The 23,428-nt window shown below is 70.9% G+C and carries 21 protein-coding genes; 9 read left to right on the top strand and 12 right to left on the bottom strand.

The window, feature by feature from the left end; all coding sequences use genetic code 11:
• Positions 1-41 precede the first annotated feature (41 nt).
• Entirely contained in the window at positions 42-530 is a 489-nt protein-coding gene (locus OIE74_RS36105) for an NUDIX domain-containing protein (RefSeq protein WP_329391365.1), read from the bottom strand.
• Between the two features lie 202 nt (positions 531-732).
• On the opposite strand from OIE74_RS36105, the gene OIE74_RS36110 reads away from it, so the two are divergent.
• Entirely contained in the window at positions 733-882 is a 150-nt protein-coding gene (locus OIE74_RS36110) for a hypothetical protein (RefSeq protein WP_329391368.1), read from the top strand.
• A gap of 108 nt (positions 883-990) precedes the next feature.
• Here the strand turns inward: OIE74_RS36110 and OIE74_RS36115 are convergent, their stop codons facing one another.
• The 3 genes from OIE74_RS36115 to OIE74_RS36125 all read right to left on the bottom strand — a co-directional run bounded on the left by OIE74_RS36115 (position 991) and on the right by OIE74_RS36125 (position 6,144).
• Entirely contained in the window at positions 991-2,784 is a 1,794-nt protein-coding gene (locus OIE74_RS36115) for a coagulation factor 5/8 type domain-containing protein (protein ID WP_443076321.1), read from the bottom strand.
• A gap of 216 nt (positions 2,785-3,000) precedes the next feature.
• Entirely contained in the window at positions 3,001-5,430 is a 2,430-nt protein-coding gene (locus tag OIE74_RS36120; RefSeq protein ID WP_329391373.1) for a beta-L-arabinofuranosidase domain-containing protein, read from the bottom strand.
• Positions 5,431-5,577: 147 nt separating this feature from the next.
• Entirely contained in the window at positions 5,578-6,144 is a 567-nt protein-coding gene (locus OIE74_RS36125) for a TetR/AcrR family transcriptional regulator (protein WP_329391375.1), read from the bottom strand.
• Between the two features lie 102 nt (positions 6,145-6,246).
• On the opposite strand from OIE74_RS36125, the gene OIE74_RS36130 reads away from it, so the two are divergent.
• Both OIE74_RS36130 and OIE74_RS36135 read left to right on the top strand, forming a co-directional pair.
• The gene (locus tag OIE74_RS36130; RefSeq protein WP_329391378.1) at positions 6,247-7,161 is read left to right on the top strand and encodes an NmrA/HSCARG family protein; all 915 of its coding nucleotides are present in this window, start codon (positions 6,247-6,249) and stop codon (positions 7,159-7,161) included.
• A gap of 91 nt (positions 7,162-7,252) precedes the next feature.
• Positions 7,253-9,331 (top strand): SpoIIE family protein phosphatase, encoded by a 2,079-nt coding sequence (locus OIE74_RS36135; RefSeq protein WP_329391381.1) that lies wholly within the window; start codon positions 7,253-7,255, stop codon positions 9,329-9,331.
• A gap of 71 nt (positions 9,332-9,402) precedes the next feature.
• On the opposite strand, the gene OIE74_RS36140 is transcribed toward OIE74_RS36135, so the two are convergent.
• The 3 genes from OIE74_RS36140 to OIE74_RS36150 all read right to left on the bottom strand — a co-directional run bounded on the left by OIE74_RS36140 (position 9,403) and on the right by OIE74_RS36150 (position 12,027).
• A complete protein-coding gene (locus tag OIE74_RS36140) occupies positions 9,403-10,260 on the bottom strand; it encodes an ABC transporter substrate-binding protein (RefSeq protein ID WP_329391383.1) in 858 nt (285 codons plus the stop codon).
• An 85-nt stretch (positions 10,261-10,345) separates the two neighbouring features.
• A complete protein-coding gene (locus tag OIE74_RS36145) occupies positions 10,346-11,044 on the bottom strand; it encodes a response regulator transcription factor (protein ID WP_329391385.1) in 699 nt (232 codons plus the stop codon).
• A gap of 2 nt (positions 11,045-11,046) precedes the next feature.
• Positions 11,047-12,027: a HAMP domain-containing sensor histidine kinase gene (locus OIE74_RS36150; RefSeq protein WP_329391388.1), complete on the bottom strand. Its 981-nt coding sequence runs from the start codon at positions 12,025-12,027 to the stop codon at positions 11,047-11,049.
• A 247-nt stretch (positions 12,028-12,274) separates the two neighbouring features.
• Between OIE74_RS36150 and OIE74_RS36155 the strand changes: the two genes are divergently transcribed.
• From OIE74_RS36155 to OIE74_RS36170, 4 genes are all read left to right on the top strand, one after another.
• Entirely contained in the window at positions 12,275-13,573 is a 1,299-nt protein-coding gene (locus OIE74_RS36155) for an ArsB/NhaD family transporter (RefSeq protein WP_329391391.1), read from the top strand.
• 71 nt (positions 13,574-13,644) lie between these two features.
• Positions 13,645-13,935 (top strand): DUF3040 domain-containing protein, encoded by a 291-nt coding sequence (locus tag OIE74_RS36160; protein ID WP_329391394.1) that lies wholly within the window; start codon positions 13,645-13,647, stop codon positions 13,933-13,935.
• 322 nt (positions 13,936-14,257) lie between these two features.
• The gene (locus tag OIE74_RS36165) at positions 14,258-14,743 is read left to right on the top strand and encodes a cation:proton antiporter regulatory subunit (protein WP_329391396.1); all 486 of its coding nucleotides are present in this window, start codon (positions 14,258-14,260) and stop codon (positions 14,741-14,743) included.
• Between the two features lie 6 nt (positions 14,744-14,749).
• On the top strand, positions 14,750-15,991 hold the full coding sequence (locus OIE74_RS36170; RefSeq protein WP_329391398.1) for a cation:proton antiporter: 1,242 nt from the start codon (positions 14,750-14,752) through the stop codon (positions 15,989-15,991).
• 159 nt (positions 15,992-16,150) lie between these two features.
• On the opposite strand, the gene OIE74_RS36175 is transcribed toward OIE74_RS36170, so the two are convergent.
• Positions 16,151-16,726, bottom strand: coding sequence for a TerD family protein (locus OIE74_RS36175; RefSeq protein WP_329391400.1), 576 nt, complete (start codon positions 16,724-16,726; stop codon positions 16,151-16,153).
• A 272-nt stretch (positions 16,727-16,998) separates the two neighbouring features.
• Here OIE74_RS36175 and OIE74_RS36180 point away from each other — a divergent pair, with 272 nt between their 5' ends.
• Positions 16,999-17,343: a BlaI/MecI/CopY family transcriptional regulator gene (locus tag OIE74_RS36180; protein ID WP_329392558.1), complete on the top strand. Its 345-nt coding sequence runs from the start codon at positions 16,999-17,001 to the stop codon at positions 17,341-17,343.
• Positions 17,344-17,347: 4 nt separating this feature from the next.
• Complete coding sequence (locus OIE74_RS36185) at positions 17,348-18,316, top strand: M56 family metallopeptidase (RefSeq protein WP_329391401.1); 969 nt, start codon at positions 17,348-17,350, stop codon at positions 18,314-18,316.
• Between the two features lie 101 nt (positions 18,317-18,417).
• Here OIE74_RS36185 and OIE74_RS36190 read toward each other — a convergent pair whose 3' ends face one another.
• The 4 genes from OIE74_RS36190 to OIE74_RS36205 all read right to left on the bottom strand — a co-directional run bounded on the left by OIE74_RS36190 (position 18,418) and on the right by OIE74_RS36205 (position 23,331).
• The gene (locus OIE74_RS36190; RefSeq protein WP_329391403.1) at positions 18,418-18,873 is read right to left on the bottom strand and encodes a tellurite resistance TerB family protein; all 456 of its coding nucleotides are present in this window, start codon (positions 18,871-18,873) and stop codon (positions 18,418-18,420) included.
• An 84-nt stretch (positions 18,874-18,957) separates the two neighbouring features.
• Positions 18,958-20,526, bottom strand: coding sequence for a monooxygenase (locus tag OIE74_RS36195; protein ID WP_443076396.1), 1,569 nt, complete (start codon positions 20,524-20,526; stop codon positions 18,958-18,960).
• Positions 20,527-20,646: 120 nt separating this feature from the next.
• Positions 20,647-21,261 (bottom strand): PadR family transcriptional regulator, encoded by a 615-nt coding sequence (locus OIE74_RS36200; RefSeq protein WP_329391407.1) that lies wholly within the window; start codon positions 21,259-21,261, stop codon positions 20,647-20,649.
• A 30-nt stretch (positions 21,262-21,291) separates the two neighbouring features.
• Entirely contained in the window at positions 21,292-23,331 is a 2,040-nt protein-coding gene (locus OIE74_RS36205) for an NADPH-dependent 2,4-dienoyl-CoA reductase (protein WP_329391409.1), read from the bottom strand.
• Positions 23,332-23,428: the final 97 nt, after the last annotated feature.

Here is a 23,428-nt window from a genome sequence, read left to right on the forward strand (position 1 = left end):
CCCGTGGATCGGGCGCGTCGTCCGGGACCGTGTCCCGCGGATCAGGCCTCGTCGTCCGCGCGGTTCGCTATGTGCCCGGCCAGCCGGCCGAGGAAGATCCGCTGTCCCGACACCAGCAGCTCCACGGCCTCGTCCAGCGGGAACCAGGCGAGCCGGTCCAGCTCCGGGAACTCCCGCTCCACGCCCGAGCCCCGAGGCCACTCCATGGTGAACGTGCCGGACACGGCGACGGCGGGGTCGAAGTCCGCCTCGATCGCCCATACGGTGACCGTCTTGCCGCCCGACTGGCGGGTCTCGCCCAGCGGTACCCGGGGCCCGTCGGGCGCGGGATGCCCCACTTCCTCCTCGAACTCCCGGGCCGCCGCGTGCTCCGGCGTCTCGTCGGGGCCGTACTCGCCCTTGGGGATCGACCACGCGGCCCGTGTGCGGCCCGCCCAGAACGGGCCGCCCATGTGCCCGATGAGCACGTCGGTGCCGCCGGACTCCGTGATCCGGTAGAGCAGGAGTCCGGCGCTTCGCTTCCCTGACATCACGTCAGTCTGGGCGGGGTCGGGCCGGGGCGCCATCGGAGGACGGCATATCGGGGAGCGGAAGGCGGGCCGGGCGCGCCATCCCAAAGGCAAAGAGGAGGTAATGGGAACGTAATGGGGGTCTCCATGCGTTGCAGGGGGTAGACGTAGCCCGAGGCCCCGCGACGGGGCCGTCGGTGTCATCGAAAGCGCAGGAGACGGCATGCCCGGAATCATCGACCGCATCAAGGCCTTCACCCGTAGCCCGCAGGGGCGGCGCGTGATAGGTCAGGCGCGCGCGGCCTCGTCGGACCCGAGGAAGCGCGAGCAGGCCCGCCGCCTGTTCGGCAAGCTGCGTGGCGGCAGGCACTGACCCGGCACGGACCGCCGTGGCCCCGGCACATGACAGTGCCCGGCCTCTCAGGAGGCCGGGCACTGCCCGGGGACGCCGTCGGTCCGGCGCCTCAGGACGGCCGTCGGGTCAGGGGAACTGGACCACGACCGAGGGGACGGTCGACGTCCCCGACGTGGGTTCGCCGATGTCGTTGATCACCCGTTCGTACTGGCCCTGCCCGCCGAGCGAGACCACCAGCAGATGGTGGAACTTCACGCCCGGTTTGACCGGAGCCGCGAATCCGTTGTGCTGCTGGATCGTCGGATCGACGTTGTAGTAGCAGTAGCTGCCCATGCCCCAGCCCTCGTGCTGTTCGACCGAGTCGTCGACCCTGTAGGCGGCGTAACCCTTGGTGTCGCCGTTCTGGATCGCCGCCTGGTTGGGCGCGTCGTACGCCTTCTCGTTCTGGAAGAAGATCGTCCGGCCGCGCTCGCCGTACCACTCGACGTCGTACTTGTTGAAGTGTTCGACGAACAGCCCGGTGGCCAGGACGTCGTCGCCGTTCACCCGTACGCCGAAGTCGGCCCTGTTGGTCTCCCAGCCGACCCCGTCACCATGGTCCGCCCGCCACACCCAGGTGTGGTCGACGATGGTGTCGTCGCTGTTGATCACCATGCTGGTGGTCGCCTTGCCGGGACCGGCTCCGCCGATGCGGATGAAGACGTCCTGGACAGTGGTCGGATTGGCGGCGTGGTCGGCCGACGATCCCTCGGGCCCGACCTCCAGCAGAGTCTCGGAGTTGACCGGTCCGGCGTCGATCAGGAAACCGGCCAGCTTCACCCCGTCCACATCGGCGACCTTCATCGCCGTCACCCCGTTGTCGGGGATGATCGTGGCGAGTCCGAGCCCCAGGACGACCGTGTCCGCGCGGTTGACGTCGATCGTCTCGTCCACGTGGTACACGCCGGGCGTGAACAGCAGATTGAGGCCCTGGTCGAGCGCCGCGTTGATGGTCTGCGCCGTCGCGCCCGGCTTGACCACGTAGAACTGGTCCAGACCGATCGACGAGCCCGCAGGCGCGCCGCTGTCCCAGGTCACCCCGCGCGCGTTGGTGCGTTTCTCGGGCACGAACACCTTGTAGTCGGCGCCGTCCAGATAGAGGAACGGCTTCTCGCGGGAGGTGGGGGTGGTCTCCAGCGTGGTGTACGGCGGGTCGGGGAAGCTCTGCGCGGGCGCGCCCTCCACACCGGAGAACGTCATGTTCCACACGGCGTTCTGCCAGCCGCCGACCGAGCTGTCACGGGTGTACCACTGCTGCTGGGAGTACGGGCCCACGCTGCCGTCGATCTTGCTGTCGGCGATATAGCCGCCGCTGGCCCAGCCGTAGCCGTCGGGAGCCAGGTTGAGCCCGCCCTTGACGTGCATACGGCGGAACGGCGCGGCCTGCGAGACGGCCCAGCGGTTCGTCCCGTTCACCGGATTGAGCGACAGGTTCTCGGCCGAACGCCAGAAGTTTTGCGTGGCGTTGCCGTCGAACCAGCCGGCGTCCACGGTCACGTCGCCGTTGATGTTCACATCGTCCGGCGAGAGCCCGAGGCCCGACACCGAGGTGTAGAAGCCGAGTTGGGCGTTGAGCCCGTTGTATGTCCCCGGCTTGAACAGGAACTGGTAGCGGCCGGCGCCGAACTGGGCCGACTCCTGCTGCTTGAAGACCTCGTCGAGTTTGCCCTGGATGTCGGGCGTCGAGGGGTCGAACACGATCACGTTGGGGCCGAGATCGCCGCCGCCCTCGATCGGGTCGGCATGCGCGGGACCGCTCGGGACGAAGGCCAGCAGGGTCGCGGCCAGGGTGGCGGCGAGCGTCGCCGCGAGGCCCCGGCGGGAGGGCGGTGAGGCGCCGTGGAGCGCCGGAGAGCCGATGGGGGGAGCGTGCACGGGCATCTCTCCTGAGTCGTGAACGGTGGGGGGAACACCCGGAGAGCCCTCCGTGAATCATGAGAGAGCGCTCTCTGGATGCACGGCTGATGCTGCTCCGCTGTTTCGTACACGTCAAGAGTTGTGAACAGATGGGCCGTCACGGGTTCCGTTGCGAACAACAAGTGACCGCCGGCGCCGAGTTGTCGCGCCGGCGGTCATCCCGACCGGAGGGGCGCCGTCTCAGATCAGCTGCCAGAGATGGTCGTCCGTACCGTTGTCCTCGAACTGCACCACCTGCGCGCTGTTGGCCGTGGACATCCCGTCGACACCCAGAACCTTCCCGCTGTGCCGGTTGAGGATCAGCGACCAGCCCTCGCCCCGGTCGACCAGCTGCCAGAGATGGTCACCGCTCCCGTCGTCCGCGAACTGGACAACACGCGCGCTGTTCGCCGTCGATCCGCCCTCGGCCCCGATGATCTTCCCGCTGTTGCCGTTGCGGATCAGGAACCAGCCGCCGCCCGCCGGCGCCAACTGCCAGGCGTGGTCCGCCGTCCCCGTGTTGTCGAACTGCACGACGCGCCCGCCCGAGTCCAGGGACATCCCGTCCACGGCGAGCACCTTGCCGCTGTGCTTGTTCCGCACGCGCCGGAACGGCGGCTCCGGCGTCCAGGCCCGCCCGGCGGGTGACGCGGTCGGGAACGCGGTGATCCGCAGCCGGGCCGCGCCCATCGGGACGAGCGTCACCTGCTCGGGCGGCGCGGTGCTGCGGGCCGGGCTGTCCTGGAGAGGAGCGACGACACGCTGGTCGTCGGCCACCCACTCCTCGATGCGGCGCGCCGACGTGGTGATCCGTACGGGTGTGCCTTCGTGGGTGAAGGGATTCGCGGCGAGCGGTCCGCTGTCGGCCGTGAACCGCAGCCCGCGGAGCGGGTCGGGCGCGAGGCCGACGTTCCACGGGGTGGTGGGGTGCACGGAGAGTTCGGGGAAGTCCTCGGTGCCCGCGAACCGTTCGTACCGCTCGCCGATCTTGAGGGAGTACGTGAGCGGCCCGTGGTCCACGCTGACGGAACCGTGGTTGTCGTCCCAGGTCCGTACGGTGGTGCGCTGCGGCAGCCGCAGGGTCACCCGCTCACCGCCGCGCCACTCGCGCTCGACCTTGACGAACCGCGGCCCGTCGCCCGGCAGGGCCACGCGCCGTCCGGCGACGGTCAGTTGGGGGTCCTGGCACCAGCCGGGAATCCGCAGGTAGAGCGGGAAGGTGACGCGCCGGGGCGTGCCGACGGTGAGGGTGACGGTCTCCTTGAACGGGTAGTCGGTGGACTCGGTGACGGTGACCTCGGTCCCGTCGGCGACCTTCGCGCGCACCTGGCTCGGCGCGTACATCGCGGCCGCGAGCCCCCGGTCGGGGGTGGCCAGCCACAGCTCCTCGGTGAAGTAGGGCCAGCCCATGCCGTAGTTGTGCGGACAGCAGCGGTAGGTGTCGATGCCCGGCTTGTACGCCTGCATGGCGAAGCCGTTCTGGTACTGGCCCTGGTTCTTGGCGGTGTTGTCGAGTTCGACGCTGTTGGCGCTGGTGACGTAGTGGATGCCCCTGCCCAGCGGATCGGTCGCCGCGGGCAGCAGGTTGAAGGCCAGCTCCTCGCACCGGTCGGCCCAGACGGGGTCGCCGGTGATCCGGGTGAGCAGCTCGTGGCTGGCCATGAACTCGACGGTGCCGCAGGTCTCGAAGCCCTGGCGGGGATCGCCGAAGCCGGGGCGGGAGTTCTCGTCACCGGCGAAACCGCCGCCGGGGAACTGGCCGTAGGTGCCCATGACGGAGTCGTAACTCCGGTACGTGGCACGGGACAGCTCCGCCGAGCCGGAGCGCAGCGCGTACTGGGCGGGCTCGCGGAAGCCCTGCGCGATGTTGACGTTGTGCAGGTCCGGGAAGTTGTCGACCCAGTTGGCGCCGTGGGTGTGCATCTTGTCGGCGAGTTCGAGCAGGAAGGACTCGCCGGTGCGGTTGTAGAGCCAGAACGCGATGTCGAGACCGTCGCCCCAACGCTTGGACACCCAGCTGGAGTTGAAGGCGCCGGGCCCCTGCGCGTTCATGTAGCGCAGGAAGGGGACGGCGAACGGCACGATGCGCTCGTCCCCGGTGAACTCCTCGTGCGAGCGCAGCGCCTGAAGGAGCGGCAGATACGGCCAGAAGTCCGGTCCCCCGTTCAGGGCCGTACGCAGCCGGGTGGGCCCGAAGAAGCCGTCGGGCTGCCGGGTGGCGATGATCGCGTCGATCCAGCGGCGGGCGGTGGCGAGGGCCGCCGCGTCACCGGTGAGGGCGGCCAGGTCCACGTAACCGCGCAGCCAGTAGGTGACTTCCTCCCAGCCGTTCTTCTCGGGGTGCACCCAGCCGGAGTCGTCGAACCGCAGGAAGTGCGAGACCTCGGCGTACCGGCCGAACAGTCCGTCGAGCAGCAGGCGCAGCTGGCCGGTGAGCCAGCCGCGCGGGGTGACGCTGCCCAGCGGCAGCTTCTGGAAGACGGTGGGGGCGAGCGGCGCGATGTTCGGCGTGTACCAGCCGCCGCGCGCCGCCGGCACGGCCGCGGCGGTCGGGGCCAGTGGCCCCAGCAGGCCCGCACCACCGATCGCGAGGGCGCCGGTGCCGAGGAAATGTCGTCGGTCGAGCGTCATCGGGTCTCCCGTCCACGAGCATCGACGAAGTCTGTACAACGTTGGAAAGAACGGCAGTTGGCATCACAGCACGGCGCCCTCACCGTGTCCAGGTGCATGACACGACGAGGGCGAAGCCGCTGTCGGGGAGGCCCCCGGGTCTCCCGCTCAGCTCCGCGGGCTGATTCCCGCCACGGTCAGCTTCAGCAGACGGTGCGCCTCGGCGATGGGGTCCGGGTGCTGTTCCGTGGCCAGGGCGATGCCGGTGACCAGGGTGACGAGATCGGCGACGGTCACGTCCGGCGCCACCGCACCGGCCCGCGCGGCGTTTCGCAGCAGCGGTTCGGCCGCCCCTCCGAGCTTCACCGAGCAGGCGTTCACATGAGCCGGGTCGTCCGGGTCCGTTCCGTCCTGGATCAGCAGGCCGGCCATGCCGCGCGCGGAGGCGGCGTACGTGGTGAGCGCGCCCAGCCAGTCCAGCAGCGCGGCCCGCGCGTCGTCCTTCCCGGCCAGCGAATCGGCGCGGGCGCACAGGGCCTCGATCCGCTCGTTGAACACCGCCTGCAGCATCGCGCGCCGGCCCGGGAAGTGCCTGCGCACGGTGGCCGATCCGACTCCCGCGGTGCGGGCGATCTGTTCCAGGGAGGCGTCGGCGCCGTGCTCGGCGACCTCCTGCTCGGCCACCGCGAGGATCCGCGCGTAGTTGCGCCGGGCGTCCGCGCGCTGGACGGTCATGCGGCATCTCCGAGCTTGCTAAGTGGCGGGGTCCTCCGTATCGTACCCGAAGGTAAGTGGCGGGCCACGCCATTTATCCGTGCCACCACCCCGAGGACCACCATGACCACTGAATCCGCACCCGTCCTGGTCGCCGGCGCCACCGGCCGGCAGGGCGGCGCCACCACCCGTGCCCTGCTCGCGGCGGGCGTTCCCGTCCGGGCGCTGGTCCGTGACCCCGCGACCGACCGGGCGAAGGCCGTCGAAGCGCTCGGCGCCGAACTGGTCACCGGCGACCTCTACGACCCCGGCTCCCTGACCCGCGCCGCCGAAGGGGCACGCGCCGTCTTCTCGGTCCAGATGCCCGACGTGAACGGACGCGCCTTCGAGGGCGAGGTCGTACAGGCCGTCAATCTGATCGAGGCGGCGAGGGCCGCCGGAGTCCCGCAGTTCGTGCACACCTCCGTCTCCGGCGCCGGGCAGCACACCCGCTGGGTGAAGGGCGCCTGGGCCTGGATGGAGCCCTACTACACCGCGAAGGCCGGGATCCAGGACCGCGTGCGCGAGGCCGGCTTCACGCACTGGACGCTCATCAAGCCGGGCTACTTCATGGAGAACCTGCACCCCTCCGAGGAGATCGTGTTCCCGCGCGGAGTCGAGGGGGGCCTCGTGACCCTTCTGAAGCCCGGGACCTGGCTGTCTCTCGTCGCGGTCAAGGACATCGGCAGGGCGGCGGCCGCCGCCGTCACCGAGCCCGAGAGGTTCAACCGTGTCGAGCTTGAGCTGGCCAGTGACCATCTGACGATGACCGACATCGCCGGGATCCTCTCCCGTCACCTGGGCACCGAGCTGGCGGCGCCCGACATGGGCAAGGAGGAGGCGACCGCCGCCGGAATGCCCGACATGGGATTCGGGCAGTCGCACATCAACGAGCACCCGCAGCCCGCCCGCCCGGAATTCGCGCGGGACCTCGGCCTTCCTCTCACCACCTTCGAGGAGTGGGCGCGGGAACATCTGGCACAGGCGGCACGGGGCTGAAACCTGCCGAAGAGGCCCGCCAGGACCGTTATGCGATGAGATGCAATGAAAGCTACGCTTCTTGCATCATCTCTACTTCCGGAGCGGGCACATGGCAGGACGGAACCGCCCGGCCATCGGTGCGGACGAGCGGCTTGCCCTGAACCGTATGGGCAGCTTCGACTGGGACCTGGCGCACAGGACCCTGGAACTCGATGCGGCGGGGCAGGCCGTGTTCGACCTGCGCGCGGGGGAGTACGACGGAGACCCCGAATCCCTGCGCCCCCGGCTCCCCGTGGAGGACGGCCTGCGCCTCGACTCCACGGTGGACCGGGCGATCCGCCTGGGCCGCTCGTCCTACGGCGCGTACTTCCAGGTCAACCGCCGTAACGGACTCCGCCAGTGGACCCATGTGCGGGCCCGGATTCTGCGCGACGACCGGGGGACCCCGCACCGCATCGTCGGTATCATCCGCAACGCGAGCACCGAGCTGACGGAGTTCGCCGAGGTCAGCCCCGAGGAGGCCGACCGGCGGCAGCTGACCACGATCCTCCAGGGCATCACCGAGGCCCTGTCCCGCGCGGTCACCGTCGAGGATGTCATCGACGTGCTGAGCGAGAGCGGCGGCCTGGAACGCTTCGTCGCCGACGGGCTGGCGATCGGCATCGTCGACGGCGGCTCGGTGAGACTCGTCGCCCTGGCCGGAGACTCCCTGGACGTGCCGGGGGAGATGCCCGCCGCCCCGCTGGCCGGTTCCACGCCGCTCGCCGAGGCGGCCCTCACCCGGCGGGCCCGCTTCTCCACCTCGCTCCCCGGACTCGGCGAGGCCCTCGGATTCCCCGAACCCGCCGACGACCCGACCCGGCTCGGCCCGTACGCCGGTGGCCAGGGGTTCGACGCGGCGGCCTTCCTCCCGCTCGTCGCCCAGGCGCGCTCCGTCGGCGGCCTCGCGCTCTTCTACCGCGGTCGCACCCGCTTCACGGCCGAGGACCGCGACATCTGTCTCGGCCTTGCGGGCGTCGTCGCCCAGTCGCTCCAGCGCGCGATCCTCTTCGACCAGGAGCGGGAGTTCGCCACCGGACTCCAGGCGTCCATGCTGCCCCGCGACATCCCGGCCTTCACGGGCGCCGAGATCGCGGTGCGCTACCACGCCGCCTGGAGCGGCAGGGAGGTCGGCGGCGACTGGTACGACGTGATCGCCCTGCCGGGCGGACGGGTCGGCGTCGTCGTGGGCGACGTCCAGGGACATGACACACACGCCGCCGCGATCATGGGCCAGCTGCGGATAGCCCTGCGCGCCTTCGCCGGCGAGGGCCATCCACCGGCGACCGTCCTCGCGCGGGCCTCCCGGTTTCTCGTGGAGCTGGACACCGAGCGCTTCGCCACCTGTACGTACGCCGAGCTCGACCTCTCCACCGGAGAGGTACGTGCCGTACGCGCCGGACACCTCGGCCCGCTCGTCCGGCACACCGACGGCAGAACCGGCTGGCCCCATCTGAGCGGCGGACTGCCCCTGGGCCTCGCCACCGAGTTCGGGCAGGAGGACTTCCCCGAGACCCGGCTCGACCTGGTGCCCGGCGAGACGTTCGTGCTGTGCACCGACGGTCTCGTGGAGGAGCCGGGACTCGACATCACGGACGGCATGGGGGAACTCGCCCACGCCGTGCGCACCGGGCCCGGCGGGGCGGGCCCCCTCGCCGACCATCTCCCCGACCGGCTGTGGCAGCGCTGGGCGACCGGCGACGACGTCGCGCTCCTCGTCGTGCACCGGGCGCCCGACCCCGGCACCCACCAGGCGCCGCGAATCCACCAGTACATCCACCAGGCCGACCCGGAGGGCCTGATCGAGACCCGCGCCGTGCTGCGCCAGGCGCTCGTGGACTGGCACATGCCCGCCCTGGTCGACGACGTGCAACTGGCCGCCGGGGAGATGCTGGTGAACGTGCTGCTGCACACCGAGGGAGGCGCCGTCCTCACGCTGGAGGTCGTGCCCGGTCCTGTCCGTCGGGTACGGCTCTGGGTGAAGGACCGCTCCAGCGCCTGGCCACGGCGGCGGTGGCCGGGCGAGGCGGCGACGTCGGGACGCGGGCTGCTGATGATCGACGCCGTGGCGGCGCGCTGGGGGGTCGAGCCACGCGGGGACGGCAAGGCCGTGTGGTGCGAGTTCGCCCCGTCGGGCCGAGCCGCCTGACCGGGAGGGCGCCGCCCTCATCTGACCCGGTCACTCGACCGACACGGCGCCCGCACGGCCCCCGCCCGTCTTTACAGCGCCGCCGCCACCGCGTCCACGAAGCGCGCGTGCCCCTGGTGGCTGCACGGCGCCTCCGGATTCCAGGCCACGGTGCGTGCCCGCTCCTGGAGCGCACGCCAGTGGCTGTCACCCCTGAGCGCTCCGGGCGTGGCCGCGTTCGCCCGGATGTCGCCGAGCACGACATCCGGATCGAGCGCCAGCGCCTGCTCCCAGTCGGTCGTACGCCAGTTGACGCCCGCTCCCTCCCCGGGATCGAGCAGATCGACGCCGAGCGCCGTCAGCGCCCGCAGGTCGGGCCAGGTGCCGGGCCGCGCGAGATGTACGGAGCCGGGCCCGGCGGCCGACAGGGCGAGCACCCGGGCCGCTGCGGGGCGTGCGGTGAGCGTACGGAGCCGGGCCTCCGCCCACTCCAGATCCTGTGTGTCGGGCTCGTGCGGCGCGCCGAGGGAGCGGGCGAGTGCCGTGAACCGGTCTCTTGTCCCGTCCAGCGGCCGGTCCTTGCCGACGTCGATGACGATCACACCGACCTGCTCCTCCAGATGCTTGGCCGCCTCCGGATCGATGCCGTAGATCTGGCCGCCGCCGTAGCTGACGGCCACCAGCAGATCCGGTTCGGCGGCGAGGACGGCGTCCGGATCGACCGAGGAGCCACCGCCGAAGTCGAGGGTGCGGTCGAGCGGCAGTGCGCCCGCCTTCGCGGGGTCGGGGGTGTCTCCGTCGTGGTGGGATCCGAAGATCCCCAGGGGCCGCAGGCCGTGGTCCCACAGGGTCGCGCCCGCCTGGATGTAGGCGACCACCCGTTCCGGGCGGTGGGGTGCGACGGTGAGATGGCCGCGGTCGTCCGTGAACTCCCAGCTGCTGTGGGACATGGCTCGCCTCATTCCGCTCTCGTGGTGCGGTGTCTGACTGTGACCCTGCCCGGCGGACGGCGCCGGAACTCCCCCCGTACGCCGGTCAGGGCTCGATGAGGCCGGCCCTGATGGCGTATCTGGTCAGTTCCACGCGGTCCTTGAGCCCCAACTTCTGGAGCAGATTGGCCCGATGGCGCTCGACCGTCTTGGCGCTGATGACGAGCAGATCGGCGATCTCCTTCGACGAGTGCCCCTCGGCGACGAGTTTGAGGATCTCCTCCTCCCGCACGGTCACGGCGTTCTCCGGGATGTTCTCTCCCCGGCGCACCCGGTCCAGGTAGTTGCGGATGAGCGCGGTGACGGCGCCGGGATAGAGGAACGGCTCGTCGCGCATCGCCGCGCGACACGCCTCCAACAGGTCGCGATCCGCCACCGACTTGAGGACGTAGCCGCTCGCGCCGGACTTCAGCGCCTCGAAGAAGTACTGCTCGTTGTCGTACATCGTGAGGATCAGGATGCGCGTCCCCGGCAGCAGCCTGGAGAGCTCGCGGGCGGCCTGGAGCCCGGTCAGCCTCGGCATCGCGATATCGAGAATGGCCAGATCGGGGCGGTGCTCGCGGGCCATCTCGATGGCCTCCGCGCCGTCGCCCGCCTCCGCGACGACGGTCAGGTCCGGCTCCGCGTCGAGGATCAGCCGCACCCCGCGCCGTACGAGGGCGTGGTCGTCGGCGAGCAGGATGCGGGTCCGCACCGGCCCGGAGGCCGGGGCGGGGCTGGTTCCGCGGTCCGGATGGGCGGTCATCGTCAGTCGCTCCTGTTCGTGCGGCGGGTGGCCGGTCGGATCTGAGTGGCGGGGACGTGCAGCCGTACCTCCGTACCTCCGCCGGGCGCGTCGCCCACCGACACCTCCGCGCCGATCAGCAGCGCGCGCTCGCGCATGCCCCGGATGCCCGCGCCCTCCGGGGCCGTACCGATTCCGCGTCCGTCGTCCATGACCGACAGTTCGACTCCGAGCGGGCCGTGGTGCAGCGCCACGCCGACCTGCCGGGCGCCGGCGTGCCGGATGATGTTGGTGAGGCCTTCCTGGGCGACCCGGTAGAGCACCAGCTCGACCTCGTGGTCCAGCGGTGGAAGATCGCCGTCGAAGCTGTGCCTGACGGTGAGTCCGCTATGAGTCGTGCTCTCGTTCGCCAGCGCCTTCAGCGCGCTGATCAGCCCCAGTTCCTCCAGCACCCCGGGGCGCAGCCGGCGGGCGATCCTGCGGATCTCGTCCAGGCTGTCCCTGGTGGTCTCCTGCACCTGGTGCAGTTCGTCCCGCAGCGGCTCGGGCGCACGGTCGGCGACGCGCCTGATCTCAAGCAGCACGGCGGTCAGGGTCTGGCCGATCTCGTCGTGCAACTCCTGGGCGATCCTGTGGCGTTCGGCCTCCTGCGCGGAGAGCGCGAGCGCGCTGCTGGCCGCGCGTTCGGCCTCCAGCCGGTCCAGCATCCTGTTGAACGTCCTGATCAGTTCGGCGATCTCCCCGTGTCCCGAGACGGCCGGCCGGGGGCCGGGACGCAGCAGATCGGTGGTGGTCATCGCACGGGTGAGCCGTTGCAGCGGGCCGAGTCCGATCCGCAGCAGCGCGGCGTTCGCGATCAGCATGGCGACCAGACCTGCGGCCATGATCATCGCCTCGGTGAGCAGGACCGGTGTGGAGACCGTGACGGGACCGAGCAGCAGCAGCGCGGTCGCCGCGAACAGCACGGCGGCGTTGAGCAGGAAGATGCGCCAGAACAGGGACACGGAGTACGGCCTCCTCGGGGTGGACCTCCCACTATCGCCCCTGCCCGCGACGAGTCCCCGCCACCCGGTACGACATGCATGTCCCTGACCCCCGAGTACATGTCCCACACCCCCGGATATGGGTGTCGGCACCGATGGTGACGGTGCCCGGCGCCGGGTGATCGTGGACAGACACATCCGGCGGGTACAGGAGCGGTCGGGAAGCCGGCCGCCCGGTGACGGCGCGGCGCACCGAGGGGAAGCGGAGATGGGCATCACGGCCTGGCTGGCCGTCGGGGTGTTCGCGGGTGTCTACGTCCTGATCGCCACCGAGTGGGTCCACCGTGTGAAGGCCGCCCTCGGCGGTGCGGTGATCATGCTGGCGCTCGGGGTGACCGACGCCGAGCACGCCTTCTTCTCCGAAGAGGCGGGCATCGACTGGAACGTCATCTTCCTGCTCCTCGGCATGATGCTGATCGTCTCGGTGCTCAAGCGGACCGGAGTCTTCGAGTTCATCGCGATCTGGGCGGCCAAACGGGCCCGCGGCAAGCCCTACCGGCTGATGGTGCTGCTGATCCTGGCCACCGCGGTGCTCTCCCCGTGGCTCGACAACGTGACGACCGTCCTGCTGATCGCACCCGTGACGATCCTCGTCTGCAACAAGCTCGGCCTGCCGGTCGTCCCGTATCTGATCGCCGAGGTGATGGCGTGCAACATCAGCGGCGCCGCCACCCTGATCGGTGACCCGCCCAACATCATCATCGGCTCGCGCGCGGGCCTCTCCTTCAACGACTTCCTGCTGCACATGACGCCGATCGTGGTGGTGCTGATGGTGGTCTTCGTCCTGATGAGCCGGGTGATGTTCCGCAAGGCGTTCCGCTACGACCCCGAGCGGGCCAAGTCCGTGATGGAGATGGACGAACGGGCCGCCATCAAGGACCCCCGGCTGCTCAAGCTGAGCGGGATCGTCCTGCTGGCCGTGATGGCCGGGTTCGTCCTGCACACCACGTTCCATATCGAACCCTCGGTCGTCGCGATCACCGGCGGGCTCGTCCTTCTCGCCCTCTCGCGGCTCGACGCCGAGGAGGTGGCGCGCGACGTGGAGTGGGAGACGCTGGCGTTCTTCACCGGACTGTTCGTGATGGTCGGCGCGATGGTGCAGATCGGGGTCATCGGAGACCTGGGGGAGCTGGCGGCGGAGGCCACCGAGGGTGAACTCCTCGGCACCTCCATGGCGTTGGTCTTCGGGTCGGTCGTCCCCTCGGCCTTCATCGACAACATCCCGTTCGTCGCCTCCGTCAGCCCGATCGTCTCCGAGATCGTCGCCTCGGCGGGCGGCACGGGCGAGGCGGGCATGCTCTGGTGGTCCTTCGCGCTCGGCGCGGACCTCGGCGGCAACGCGACGATCATCGCCTCGTCGGCGAACGTCGTGGTCGTCGGCATCGCCGAGCGGGAGGGCCACCACATCTCGTTCTGGACATTCAGCCGCTACGGACTGGTCGTCACGGCGGTCACCACCGTGATCGCCGCGGCGTACGTGTGGCTGCGCTACTTCGTCCTGGTGTGACCCCGGCCGCCAGGACGCGGCGCCGGCCCGGTGCCGCCGATCATTCGCACCGATCCGGGGGTGGAGGTTCCATGCACGCCCACGACGAAGACCGGCAGCTCGACGGCCTCGCCGACCGGCTGCGGCACGACGATCCGCGCTTCGCCGCCGACTTCGCACGGGGGCGCCCCTGCCGCCCCCGCGAGTACCGGCGCGGCACCGCGTGGCTGACGCTCGCCGTCGGTCTCGCGCTGCTCGGGGCGGGGATCGCGCTGGGACACGGGCTCCTTCTCGCGGGCGGGCTCGTCGTGTCCGGTGCGGCGGGGCACCTCTTCGACCCGAACCGGGAGCAGATCCGGCGCGGCACTCCGCCGCCGTCCTGACGGGGCCGGCGCGCCTCGTAGGCGCTCCGGACACCCCTGCATATGCGTCAATACACCCTCTAATGCCAACAATCGACCCATTTTGTTTTACGTTAAAATGGCTGACGAGTTGCCGTCGCTCGGTTGAGTGCTGGGCTGCTCATTGCCGATCGGTGGTCGAGGCGGAGGGGCAGCTCATGGGCGAGCGCACCCTACCCCCCTTAACGACCCGGCCGGCCGCCCGGAACTGACGGGCCCCCGCCGCGCCGCATGGCGGAGAATTGCCTCACCAGGGGCCCCGCGCCCGCACACCTCCGACGCATTCCGCATGGAGCGCCTTCCCATGGAGCACACCGCTCACGTCAGCAAGACCGCCCTGCCCGGGGTCGGTACCCGCTACGACCTCAACACCGACTCGGGCCGCCACATCTCGGTCGTGGTGCACCAGGACGGGCGCCGCATCGTCGCCTTCCACGACCCCGACGACGACGACAACTGCAAGGACTCCACCCCGCTCGCCCCGTACGAGGCGACGGCGCTCTCCAAACTCCTGATGCCCGACCCGGTCGGGCATCTGCACCAGCATCTGGAGATCGACCTCGTCACCGAACACATCCCGGTCACCAAACGCTCCCCCTTCGCAGGACGCACGCTCGGCTCCACCCAGGCCCGTACCCGCACCGGCGCGTCCATCGTCGCCGTGCTGCGCCGGACCGACGCCGTCCCCTCGCCCACCCCGGACTTCCGCTTCGCACTGGGGGACACGCTCGTCGTCGTCGGCACCAGGGAAGGCGTGGACGCCGTCGCCGAACTGATCACCGGAGGATAATCGCCCGTGCACGACACGACCGCGCTGCTCATCGAACTCGGGGCCGTCATCCTCGGCCTGGGCCTGCTCGGCCGGCTCGCCGGGAGGGTGGGCTTCTCGCCCATCCCGCTCTACCTGCTGGCGGGACTCGCCTTCGGCCACGGCGGGCTCATCCCCATGGCGGCCAGTGAGGAGTTCTTCGCCACGGGCGCCGAGATAGGAGTCATCCTGCTCCTGCTCCTGCTCGGGCTGGAGTACAGCGCCTCCGAACTCGTCACCAACCTCAAGACCCAGTACCCCTCCGGCATCGTCGACTTCGTACTGAACGCGCTGCCCGGCGCGATCGCCGCGCTCCTGCTCGGCTGGGGCGCGGTCGCCGCCGTCGCGCTCGCGGGCGTCACCTGGATCTCGTCGTCCGGCGTCATCGCCAAGGTACTCGGCGACCTCGGCAGGCTCGGCAACCGCGAAACCCCCGTCATCCTCGGCGTCCTGGTCATCGAAGATCTCGCCATGGCCGTCTATCTGCCGCTGCTCACCGCCCTGTTGGCCGGACTGAGCCTCGCGGGCGGCAGCCTCACGCTGCTCATCTCCCTCGGCAGTGTGGGCATCGTGCTGTACGTCGCCCTGCGCCACGGCCGGCTGATCAGCCGCGCGGTCTCCTCCGACAACCCGGAGATGCTGCTGCTCGTCGTCCTCGGTCTGACGGTACTGGTCGCGGGTGTCGCCCAGGAGCTTCAAGTCTCGGCCGCGGTCGGCGCGTTCCTCGTCGGCATCGCGCTGTCGGGGGAAGTGGCCGAGGGCGCGCACAACCTGCTCGCGCCGCTGCGCGATCTCTTCGCCGCCGTCTTCTTCGTGTTCTTCGGTCTGAACACCGATCCGGCCGACATCCCGCCCGTGCTCGTCCCCGCCCTGATCCTGGCCGTCGTCAGCGCGCTGACGAAGATTGCCACGGGCTGGTACGCGGCGGGCAGAGCGGGAGTCAAGACGGCGGGCCGCTGGCGGACGGGCGGCACCCTCGTGGCACGCGGGGAGTTCTCCATCGTCATCGCGGGGCTGGCCGTCGGTGTGGAACCCCGGATCGGGCCGCTGGCCACCGCGTACGTACTGATCCTGGTCATACTCGGCCCGCTGGCCGCCCGTTGGACCGAACCGCTGGCCCGGCGCCTCACCCGTAAGCCCCGGCCGCCGGCACCTGTCTCCGAGGAGATCGTCACGCCGGAGGCGCCGGCCGCCGCCGGACCGGCCGACACGGCTCATTCGCACGGCTGAGGACCGCCACCCGAGGTCCGCACACGCCGAAGGGGCGTGGAATGCGCGTCACGCGCCCACGCCCCTTCGTGCGTGCCGGCGGGAGGGCGGGCACGATCACGAGCCGCCGGACTCAGTCACCGTCGGACCTGGCCACCGCCGGGCTCGGACACCGAAGGCTCAGACACCGACACCGAAGTCGGCGGCGATGCCGGACAGGCCACTCGCGTAACCCTGGCCGACGGCGCGGAACTTCCACTCGGCGCCGCTGCGGTACAACTCGCCGAAGACCATCGCGGTCTCGGTGGACGCGTCCTCGCTCAGGTCGTAGCGCGCGATCTCGGTTCCGCCGGACTGGTTCACCACACGGATGAAGGCGTTGCGGACCTGGCCGAAGCTGTGGCCGCGGGCTTGGGCGTCATGGATCGACACCGGAAAGACGATCCTGGAGACATCGGCGGGGACACCGGCCAGGTTCACCTTGACGACCTCGTCGTCACCCTCGCCCTCACCGGTCAGGTTGTCACCCGTGTGCTCGACCGAACCGTCAGGGCTCCTGAGGTTGTTGTAGAACACGAAGTTCTGGTCCGTGCCGACCTTCCCGGCCTCGTTGACCAGCAGGGCACTGGCGTCCAGGTCGTAGTCGGTGCCGGTCGTGGTGCGGACGTCCCACCCGAGACCGACCAGGACGGCTGTCAGCCCCGGCGCCTCCTTGGTGAGGGAGACATTGCCGCCTTTGGACAGGGAAACTCCCACGCTGCTCCTCCTGAGTTGAACTGGTGACCGCATTCAAAATCCACAACACTGTAGAAGCGTGTACGGGGCGGCGAAGCCGCCACGCCGGGGCCACGCCGGAGCTGCGCCGGATGGCCCCAGGCCACACGTCGGTGCTGGAGGGAGACGGTGTGAGGGCACAAGTCGGTGGGGACGGCGGCCGGGGCGGTGACCGGCGCGCCGGGGACGCGGCCGGGGACGTTCCCGGCCACGCGGACGCGGACGGGCGCCCGCGTCGGCGCGGCCAGGGCGAGCTGGAGGCCCAGGTGCTCGCCGTGCTGCGGCAGGCGCCGGGACCGGTCAACGCGGGCTGGGTGCTCGACCAGCTCGGCGGGGACCTGGCGTACACGACGGTCATGACGATCCTCACCAGACTCCAGGCCAAACGGGCCGTCACCCGTGAGCGCGTGGGCAGGTTCTTCGAATGGTGCGCGACCTCCGACGAGGCGGGGCTGGCCGCCCTGCGGATGCGCCGCGTACTTGACGCCGAGTCGGACCGCGAAGCCGTACTGGCCCGCTTCGTCACCGCGCTCTCGCCCGACGACGAGCGGCTGCTGCGGGACCTCCTCAATCTTCCCGAGGACGGGGCGGAGGACTGACGGGATGGGCGTGTTCGTCCTGCTGCCGCTGTTGCTGCCCCTGACCGCGCTGCCGATCGCGCGCCTGGCGGAGCGGCATCTCCATCCCCGGCTCGCCACCCGGCTGTTGTCGGCGCTGGCCGCCGTACTGGCGCTGTGCAGCACGGTGTGCCTGGGGCTGCTGGTGGTCGTCGGTACGGTGCAACTGCCCGGCCATCCGCTGCCCGACGGGTGGGGCGACGCCTGGGCCGAGGAGGAGGGTCCGCCGACGGCGCCGTACGAGGAAGCAGCCGGGAAGGGGGCCGTCGTCGCGCTGCTCGCCGTGGCCGTGTCGTGGTCGACCGCCGCCCGCAGGCACCGCCGTGTCCGCCACCGGGCGGAGCACGCGCTGGCCGGAGTGCCGGACGGTGAACTCGCCGTACTGACCGACGAGGCCGCCTACGCGTACGCGCTCCCCGGCGCGCGCACGTCCGCGCGCGACCGGGTCTCGGGCGGCCGGATCGTCGTCTCCACGGCCATGCTCGCGTGTCTGGACGCGAGCGAACGCGCGGCGCTCGTCGCCCATGAACGCGCGCATCTCGCCGGGCACCACCACCGCTATCTGCTCGCCGTCCGCTTCGCCGCGCGGGCCAACCCGCTGCTGCTGCCGCTGCGTTCGGCCGTGACCTACACGACGGAACGGTGGGCGGACGAGGAGGCGGCCCGGGTGACGGGCGAGCGGCGGGTCGTGGCACGGGCCATCGGCAAGGCCGCCCTCGTCTCGCGCGGCGCCCCCACCCCGGTCCCGGCGGCCTTCGCCGCGCCGGGACCGGTGCCGCGCCGGGTGGCCGCGCTGCTCGAACCGGCGCCCTCGGCCGTCAGCTGGCCGCCGGTCTTCACCGCGGTGGGTCTGGCGGCCTGGGCGGCGGCGGCCGGGACGCTCGGATCGGCGCTCTCGTCGGCGAACGCGACGGTCACGCTCTTTCTCGTGCTGAAGACGGCCGGCCCGCTCTGAGAAACGGGTGACGCGAACGAAAACGCCGGACGGGCCGCGGGTGCGGACCGTCCGGCGACGGATGACGGTACGTGGCCCGTCTCCCGGTTGCCCAGGACTTGCTAGACGTCGAACTCCTGCGGCTGGAGGTCGAGCGCCAGGCACGCCTCGCGTACGACGGCCCGCTCCTGCGCGTCGAAGTTGCCGTCGGCGCCGCCGATGATGATGCCGATCTGGACGACGGCACGCGCCTCGGCCGGCTTCTTCTTCGCCTTGGCGACTTCCTGGAGCACATCGATCTTGCCGATCGCCGGGTCGGCGAGGAGCTTGTTCAGGTACTCGTCGAAGCGCCTCTGCAGATCGGCGGGCGGGAAGTTCCGCAGCACGTCGTTCCCGGTGATCAGCTGCGTGACGCGCTGACGCTCGGCCGGGTCGATGGAACCGTCGGCCGCCGCGACCAGGGCGCACATCGCCATGCTGGCGTCGCGGAAGGCGCCGCTCTTGAGGTCGTTCTTCTTCGCCTCCAGCTGGGTCTGCATCGTCTGGGCGGATTCCTTGATGCGATCCCACAGGGCCATGAGTGCTCCGTATGTCTCGGGCCGCCCGTGCCGGGGGGAAGGCCGGCGCGGACAGTAGCTGTTTCTACAGTGATGTAGAAGTTATCAGGTGTCCCGGGGCTCGCCTTCGGACTCCCGCCACATCGGCGGCCCGGCCGGTGTGTGTGGCACAGGACCGAACAGCACGGCGCGGGCGACACGCGGCGCGAACAGCGCACTCAGCGGAGCCTTGAGGTTCAGCACCGCACGGAACGCCGTACCGACCACCGGATCGCCGCCCGCCCGCCGTTGCACACGTGTCAGGTACCAGTTCGACGGCCGGTCGGCCGCGCTCGTGCCGGTCGCGTTGCCGACGACTCCCGGCATCTTCTTGTCCGCCCCGGCCGAGATGTCCCAGGCCTGCCGCGAGGAGGCGAGGATCGCCCGCTGCACGCGCAGGGTCGTGGGCGTACGGCGCCGGTCGCCCAGCGCCTCGCCCAGCGCGACGGCGTTGAGCGCGGCCACGGTCATGCCCTGCCCGTAGACGGGGTTGAAGGCGCACAGCGCGTCGCCCGTCGAGAGGAAGCCCGCCGGGCGGCGGCCCGGACAGTCGTACCGGCGGCGTACGTTCGCCATGTTGCGGAAGGAGCGCACGGGCGAGTCCGGCTCGGCCCGCATCAGCCAGTCGTGCAGGAACGGATGCGGGAGCGACGCGGCGAAGTCGGCGAACTCCTCCTCGTTCGAAGGGGGTTCACTGCCGTGCAGCCCCGAGAACGTGACGAGATAGCGGCCGTCCTCGATCGGCAGCGCGACTCCGCCGGACAACTGGGCGGGGTTGGGGACCACGTAGTACCCGATGGTGTCGGTGGTGCCGTCGTCCTTGCCGGGGCGGTAGGCGCGGGTGGCGTAGACGAGTCCGCTGTCGAGGGTCTCTTCCGGGGGCGGCTCGGCGCCGACGGCCGAGAGCCAGGCGGGTGCCCGCGAACCGCGGCCGGACGCGTCCACGACCAGATCGGCGGCCAGCGCGCGGGTGACGACGCCGCCACGGGACGGGGTTCCGTTCTTCGCCGCGTTCCCGGTTCTCTCCTTCGCGCCGACTCCGTGCGTGTCGGCTCCGTGCGTGTCGGCTCCGGCCGTGTCGGCTCCGCGCGTGCCCGCTCCACGCTCCCGGAGCAGTACGCCGGTCGTCCGGTACGCGTTGCCGAGCAGACCCACGACCTCCGTACGCTCCACGGTGCTGATCCGCGGATCCGCCAGGACCCTGCGCCGTACGACCCATTCGAGCAGCGGGCGGGTGGGGGTGAGGAGATGGTCGGTGGAGGGCGTACGGCGGTACCACGCGCCCGCCTGCCACTGGACCATGTCCCTCGGCATCCCCACCCGGGGCGCGCCGTGTTCCCGCAACTCGGCGACGACGCCCGGCAGAAGGGTGTCCAGCGCCAACTGGCCGCCGCCGAGCAGTACATGGGTGTGGCTGCCCTGAGGGACACCGGAGCGTGGCCGTGCCCCGTCGGGGAAACGGTCGCGTTCGACGATCGTCACGCGGTCGGCGTGCGCGGCGAGTACGTGCGCCGCGAGTAGCCCGGCGATGCTGCCGCCGATCACCACGGCGTGGCGCGCGGGCCCGCCGGTGCGCGGGTGGGGAGGTGTCCGGTCCTCGGGGCCGGATTCCCGGCCGTCGGGGTCGTCGTCCATGGCCATGCCTCCGGTTCCGTACGGCAGTTGATCGCGAGGGTCCAGTATGTCGGAGCGCGAGAACGGTGCCGGACGAACCGCGGGGGCCCGAGGAGCGTGGGGCCTGGCGCCGAACGCCGGTTACGCGCCGTCGGATCCGGTGGGTGTCGCGGACGTCGCCGGTGCCGCGCTCGCCCCGCGCAGCGCCTCGGTGAGCCACTCGACCCACATACGCTCCAGGTCGATCCCGGCGCGCAGGACCAGATGCCGCAGCCGGTCCGCCTCCGTCGGCCTCGCCGGTTCCGTCATCTCCCCGGCCTGTCCGGTCACTTCACCGTTCAGCGCGAAGTCCCGCGCCTCGATGTCCGTGTACTCGGCCAACTGCCGCTCATGGAGCGCGAGATGGCGGCGCAGCTCGTCGGGCAGTCCGTCGGTGCCGACCACCGCCGCCGCCCTCATCCTGAGCAGCAACGGGTCGCGGACGGGCCTCGGATCCTCTCTGCCCGACACCCACCCGGCCAGCTCGGCGCGGCCGGCCGGCAGCACCTCGTACTCCTTCTTCCGGCCCCGGGCGGGCTGCGCGGAGTCCAGGGCGCGGATGCAGCCCGACTGTTCGAGCCGCCCCAGCTCCCGGTAGATCTGCTGATGCGTCGCCGACCAGAAGTAACCGATCGAGCGGTCGAAGCGCCGGGCGAGCTCCAGGCCCGACGAGGGTCTTTCGAGGAGGGCGGTGAGGATGGCGTGCGGGAGGGACATGAGCGCATCCTAAAAGTTCCGGCCATCGATTCAGATCGTGGCGGCCAGCCGCGTCCCCTGGTCGATGGCGCTCTTGGCGTCCAGTTCGGCGGCGACGTCCGCCCCGCCGATGAGATGCGCGGAGGCGCCGGCCGCGCGGAGCGCGTCGTACAGCTCGCGCCGTGGTTCCTGCCCCGCGCACAGCACGACCGTGTCCACGCGCAGGAGAGCGGGGGTGCCGTCGACCGTCAGACGCAGCCCCTCGTCGTCGATCCGGTCGTAGACGGCGCCCGCGATCATGGTGACTCCCCGGTGGCGCAGTTCGGTGCGGTGGATCCACCCGGTGGTCCTGCCGAGCCCGGCGCCGACCTTTCCCGTTTTTCGCTGGATCAGGTGGACCGTCCGCGGCGGCTTCGTCCGTACGGGTTCTCCGAGTCCGCCGGGGAAGCGGTAGTCGGGGTCGACTCCCCACCGCCGGAAGTAGACGTCCGGGTCCAGGCTCGCCCGCTCGCCGCTGTCGGTGAGGAATTCGGCCACGTCGAAGCCGATGCCGCCCGCCCCGATGATCGCGACGCGCTCGCCGACGGCGGCGCCGCCGCGTAGTACGTCGAGGTAGCTGAGCACGCGCGGATGGTCGATGCCGGGGATCCGGGGTGTACGCGGTGTGACACCGGTCGCCACGACGATCTCGTCGTATCCGGCCGTACCGTTCACCAACTCACCCACCGTGGCAGGGGTGTTGAGCCGTACGTTGACCGAGAGCCGCGCGAGCCGGCCACGGAAGTAGCGCAGCGTCTCGTCGAACTCCTCCTTGCCGGGGACCCGTTTGGCGACGTTGAGCTGCCCGCCGATCTCGTCCGCCGCCTCGAACAGCGTGACGTGGTGCCCCCGTTCGGCTGCGGACACGGCGCACGCGAGCCCGGCGGGACCGGCCCCGACGACCGCGACCCGCTTGGCACGCCGGGTGGGGGAGAGGACCAGCTCGGTCTCGTGGCAGGCCCGCGGATTGACCAGACAGGAGGTGATCCTCCCGCTGAACGTGTGGTCGAGGCAGGCCTGGTTGCAGCCGATACAAGTGTTGATCGTGTCGGCCCGCCCGTCACGCGTCTTGGCGACGAAGTCCGGATCGGCCAGGAAGGGGCGGGCCATCGAGACCATGTCCGCGCGCCCGTCGGCGAGCAACTGCTCGGCCACCTCTGGTGTGTTGACGCGGTTGCTGGTGATCAGCGGTACGGAGACGGACCCCATCAGCGCCTTGGTCACCCAGGTGTACGCGCCGCGCGGGACGGACGCCGCGATCGTCGGGATGCGCGCCTCGTGCCAGCCGATCCCGGTGTTGATCAGCGTGGCGCCCGCTGCCTCGATCTCCTTTGCCAGCGTGACGACTTCGCCGAGCGAGGACCCGCCCGGCACCAGATCGAGCATCGACAGGCGGTAGATGAGGATGAAGTCGGGACCGACGCGCTCGCGGATACGGCGGACGATCTCCACCGGGAAGCGGATCCGGTTCTCGTAGGTACCGCCCCACCGGTCCTCGCGCAGATTGGTCCGCGCGGCGATGAACTCGTTGATGAGATAGCCCTCGGAACCCATGACCTCGACGCCGTCGTACCCGGCCAGCCGCGCCAGCTCCGCCGCCCGTACGAAGTCCTCGACCGTCTCCGTCACCTCGTCGTCGGTGAGGGCGTGCGGGACATGGGGGCTGATGGGAGCCTGGAGCGCGCTCGGCGCCACCAGGTCCGGGTGGTAGGCGTACCGCCCGAAGTGCAGGATCTGCATCGCGATCCGGCCGCCCGCCGCGTGCACCGCCGAGGTCACCTGCCGGTGCCGCTCGGCCTCCGCCTCGGTCGTGAGCCGGGCGCCGCCCTCGTAGGGCCGTCCCCGGTCGTTGGGCGCGATGCCGCCGGTCACCATCAGACCGACGCCGCCTCGTGCGCGGGCGGCGTAGAAGGCGGCCATGCGGGCGAAGCCGTTCTCGGCCTCTTCGAGGCCGACATGCATCGACCCCATCAGCACCCGGTTGGGCAGGGTCACGAACCCCAGGTCGAGAGGGCTGAGCAGATGGGGGTACGGGGTCGGGTACGGGTTCATGCGGGGCTCCTCGCGCGACGGCTGCGCTCCAGTAGTAGCCCGCCCACCACGCTTTATGCAACCAGTTGCACAAAGTGTGGCCCGTCTCTCCCCGCGT

This window comes from Streptomyces sp. NBC_01716 (assembly GCF_036248275.1).
Lineage (GTDB): Bacteria > Actinomycetota > Actinomycetes > Streptomycetales > Streptomycetaceae > Streptomyces.

What these genes read in the sequence shown, in the direction of transcription:
- OIE74_RS36105 (WP_329391365.1), bottom strand. Translation starts at nt 530, where the DNA reads ATGTCAGGGAAGCGAAGCGCCGGACTCCTGCTCTACCGGATCACGGAG.
- OIE74_RS36110 (WP_329391368.1), top strand. Translation starts at nt 733, where the DNA reads ATGCCCGGAATCATCGACCGCATCAAGGCCTTCACCCGTAGCCCGCAG.
- OIE74_RS36115 (WP_443076321.1), bottom strand. Translation starts at nt 2,784, where the DNA reads ATGCCCGTGCACGCTCCCCCCATCGGCTCTCCGGCGCTCCACGGCGCC.
- OIE74_RS36120 (WP_329391373.1), bottom strand. Translation starts at nt 5,430, where the DNA reads ATGACGCTCGACCGACGACATTTCCTCGGCACCGGCGCCCTCGCGATC.
- OIE74_RS36125 (WP_329391375.1), bottom strand. Translation starts at nt 6,144, where the DNA reads ATGACCGTCCAGCGCGCGGACGCCCGGCGCAACTACGCGCGGATCCTC.
- OIE74_RS36130 (WP_329391378.1), top strand. Translation starts at nt 6,247, where the DNA reads ATGACCACTGAATCCGCACCCGTCCTGGTCGCCGGCGCCACCGGCCGG.
- OIE74_RS36135 (WP_329391381.1), top strand. Translation starts at nt 7,253, where the DNA reads ATGGCAGGACGGAACCGCCCGGCCATCGGTGCGGACGAGCGGCTTGCC.
- OIE74_RS36140 (WP_329391383.1), bottom strand. Translation starts at nt 10,260, where the DNA reads ATGTCCCACAGCAGCTGGGAGTTCACGGACGACCGCGGCCATCTCACC.
- OIE74_RS36145 (WP_329391385.1), bottom strand. Translation starts at nt 11,044, where the DNA reads ATGACCGCCCATCCGGACCGCGGAACCAGCCCCGCCCCGGCCTCCGGG.
- OIE74_RS36155 (WP_329391391.1), top strand. Translation starts at nt 12,275, where the DNA reads ATGGGCATCACGGCCTGGCTGGCCGTCGGGGTGTTCGCGGGTGTCTAC.
- OIE74_RS36160 (WP_329391394.1), top strand. Translation starts at nt 13,645, where the DNA reads ATGCACGCCCACGACGAAGACCGGCAGCTCGACGGCCTCGCCGACCGG.
- OIE74_RS36165 (WP_329391396.1), top strand. Translation starts at nt 14,258, where the DNA reads ATGGAGCACACCGCTCACGTCAGCAAGACCGCCCTGCCCGGGGTCGGT.
- OIE74_RS36185 (WP_329391401.1), top strand. Translation starts at nt 17,348, where the DNA reads ATGGGCGTGTTCGTCCTGCTGCCGCTGTTGCTGCCCCTGACCGCGCTG.
- OIE74_RS36190 (WP_329391403.1), bottom strand. Translation starts at nt 18,873, where the DNA reads ATGGCCCTGTGGGATCGCATCAAGGAATCCGCCCAGACGATGCAGACC.
- OIE74_RS36195 (WP_443076396.1), bottom strand. Translation starts at nt 20,526, where the DNA reads ATGGACGACGACCCCGACGGCCGGGAATCCGGCCCCGAGGACCGGACA.
- OIE74_RS36200 (WP_329391407.1), bottom strand. Translation starts at nt 21,261, where the DNA reads ATGTCCCTCCCGCACGCCATCCTCACCGCCCTCCTCGAAAGACCCTCG.
- OIE74_RS36205 (WP_329391409.1), bottom strand. Translation starts at nt 23,331, where the DNA reads ATGAACCCGTACCCGACCCCGTACCCCCATCTGCTCAGCCCTCTCGAC.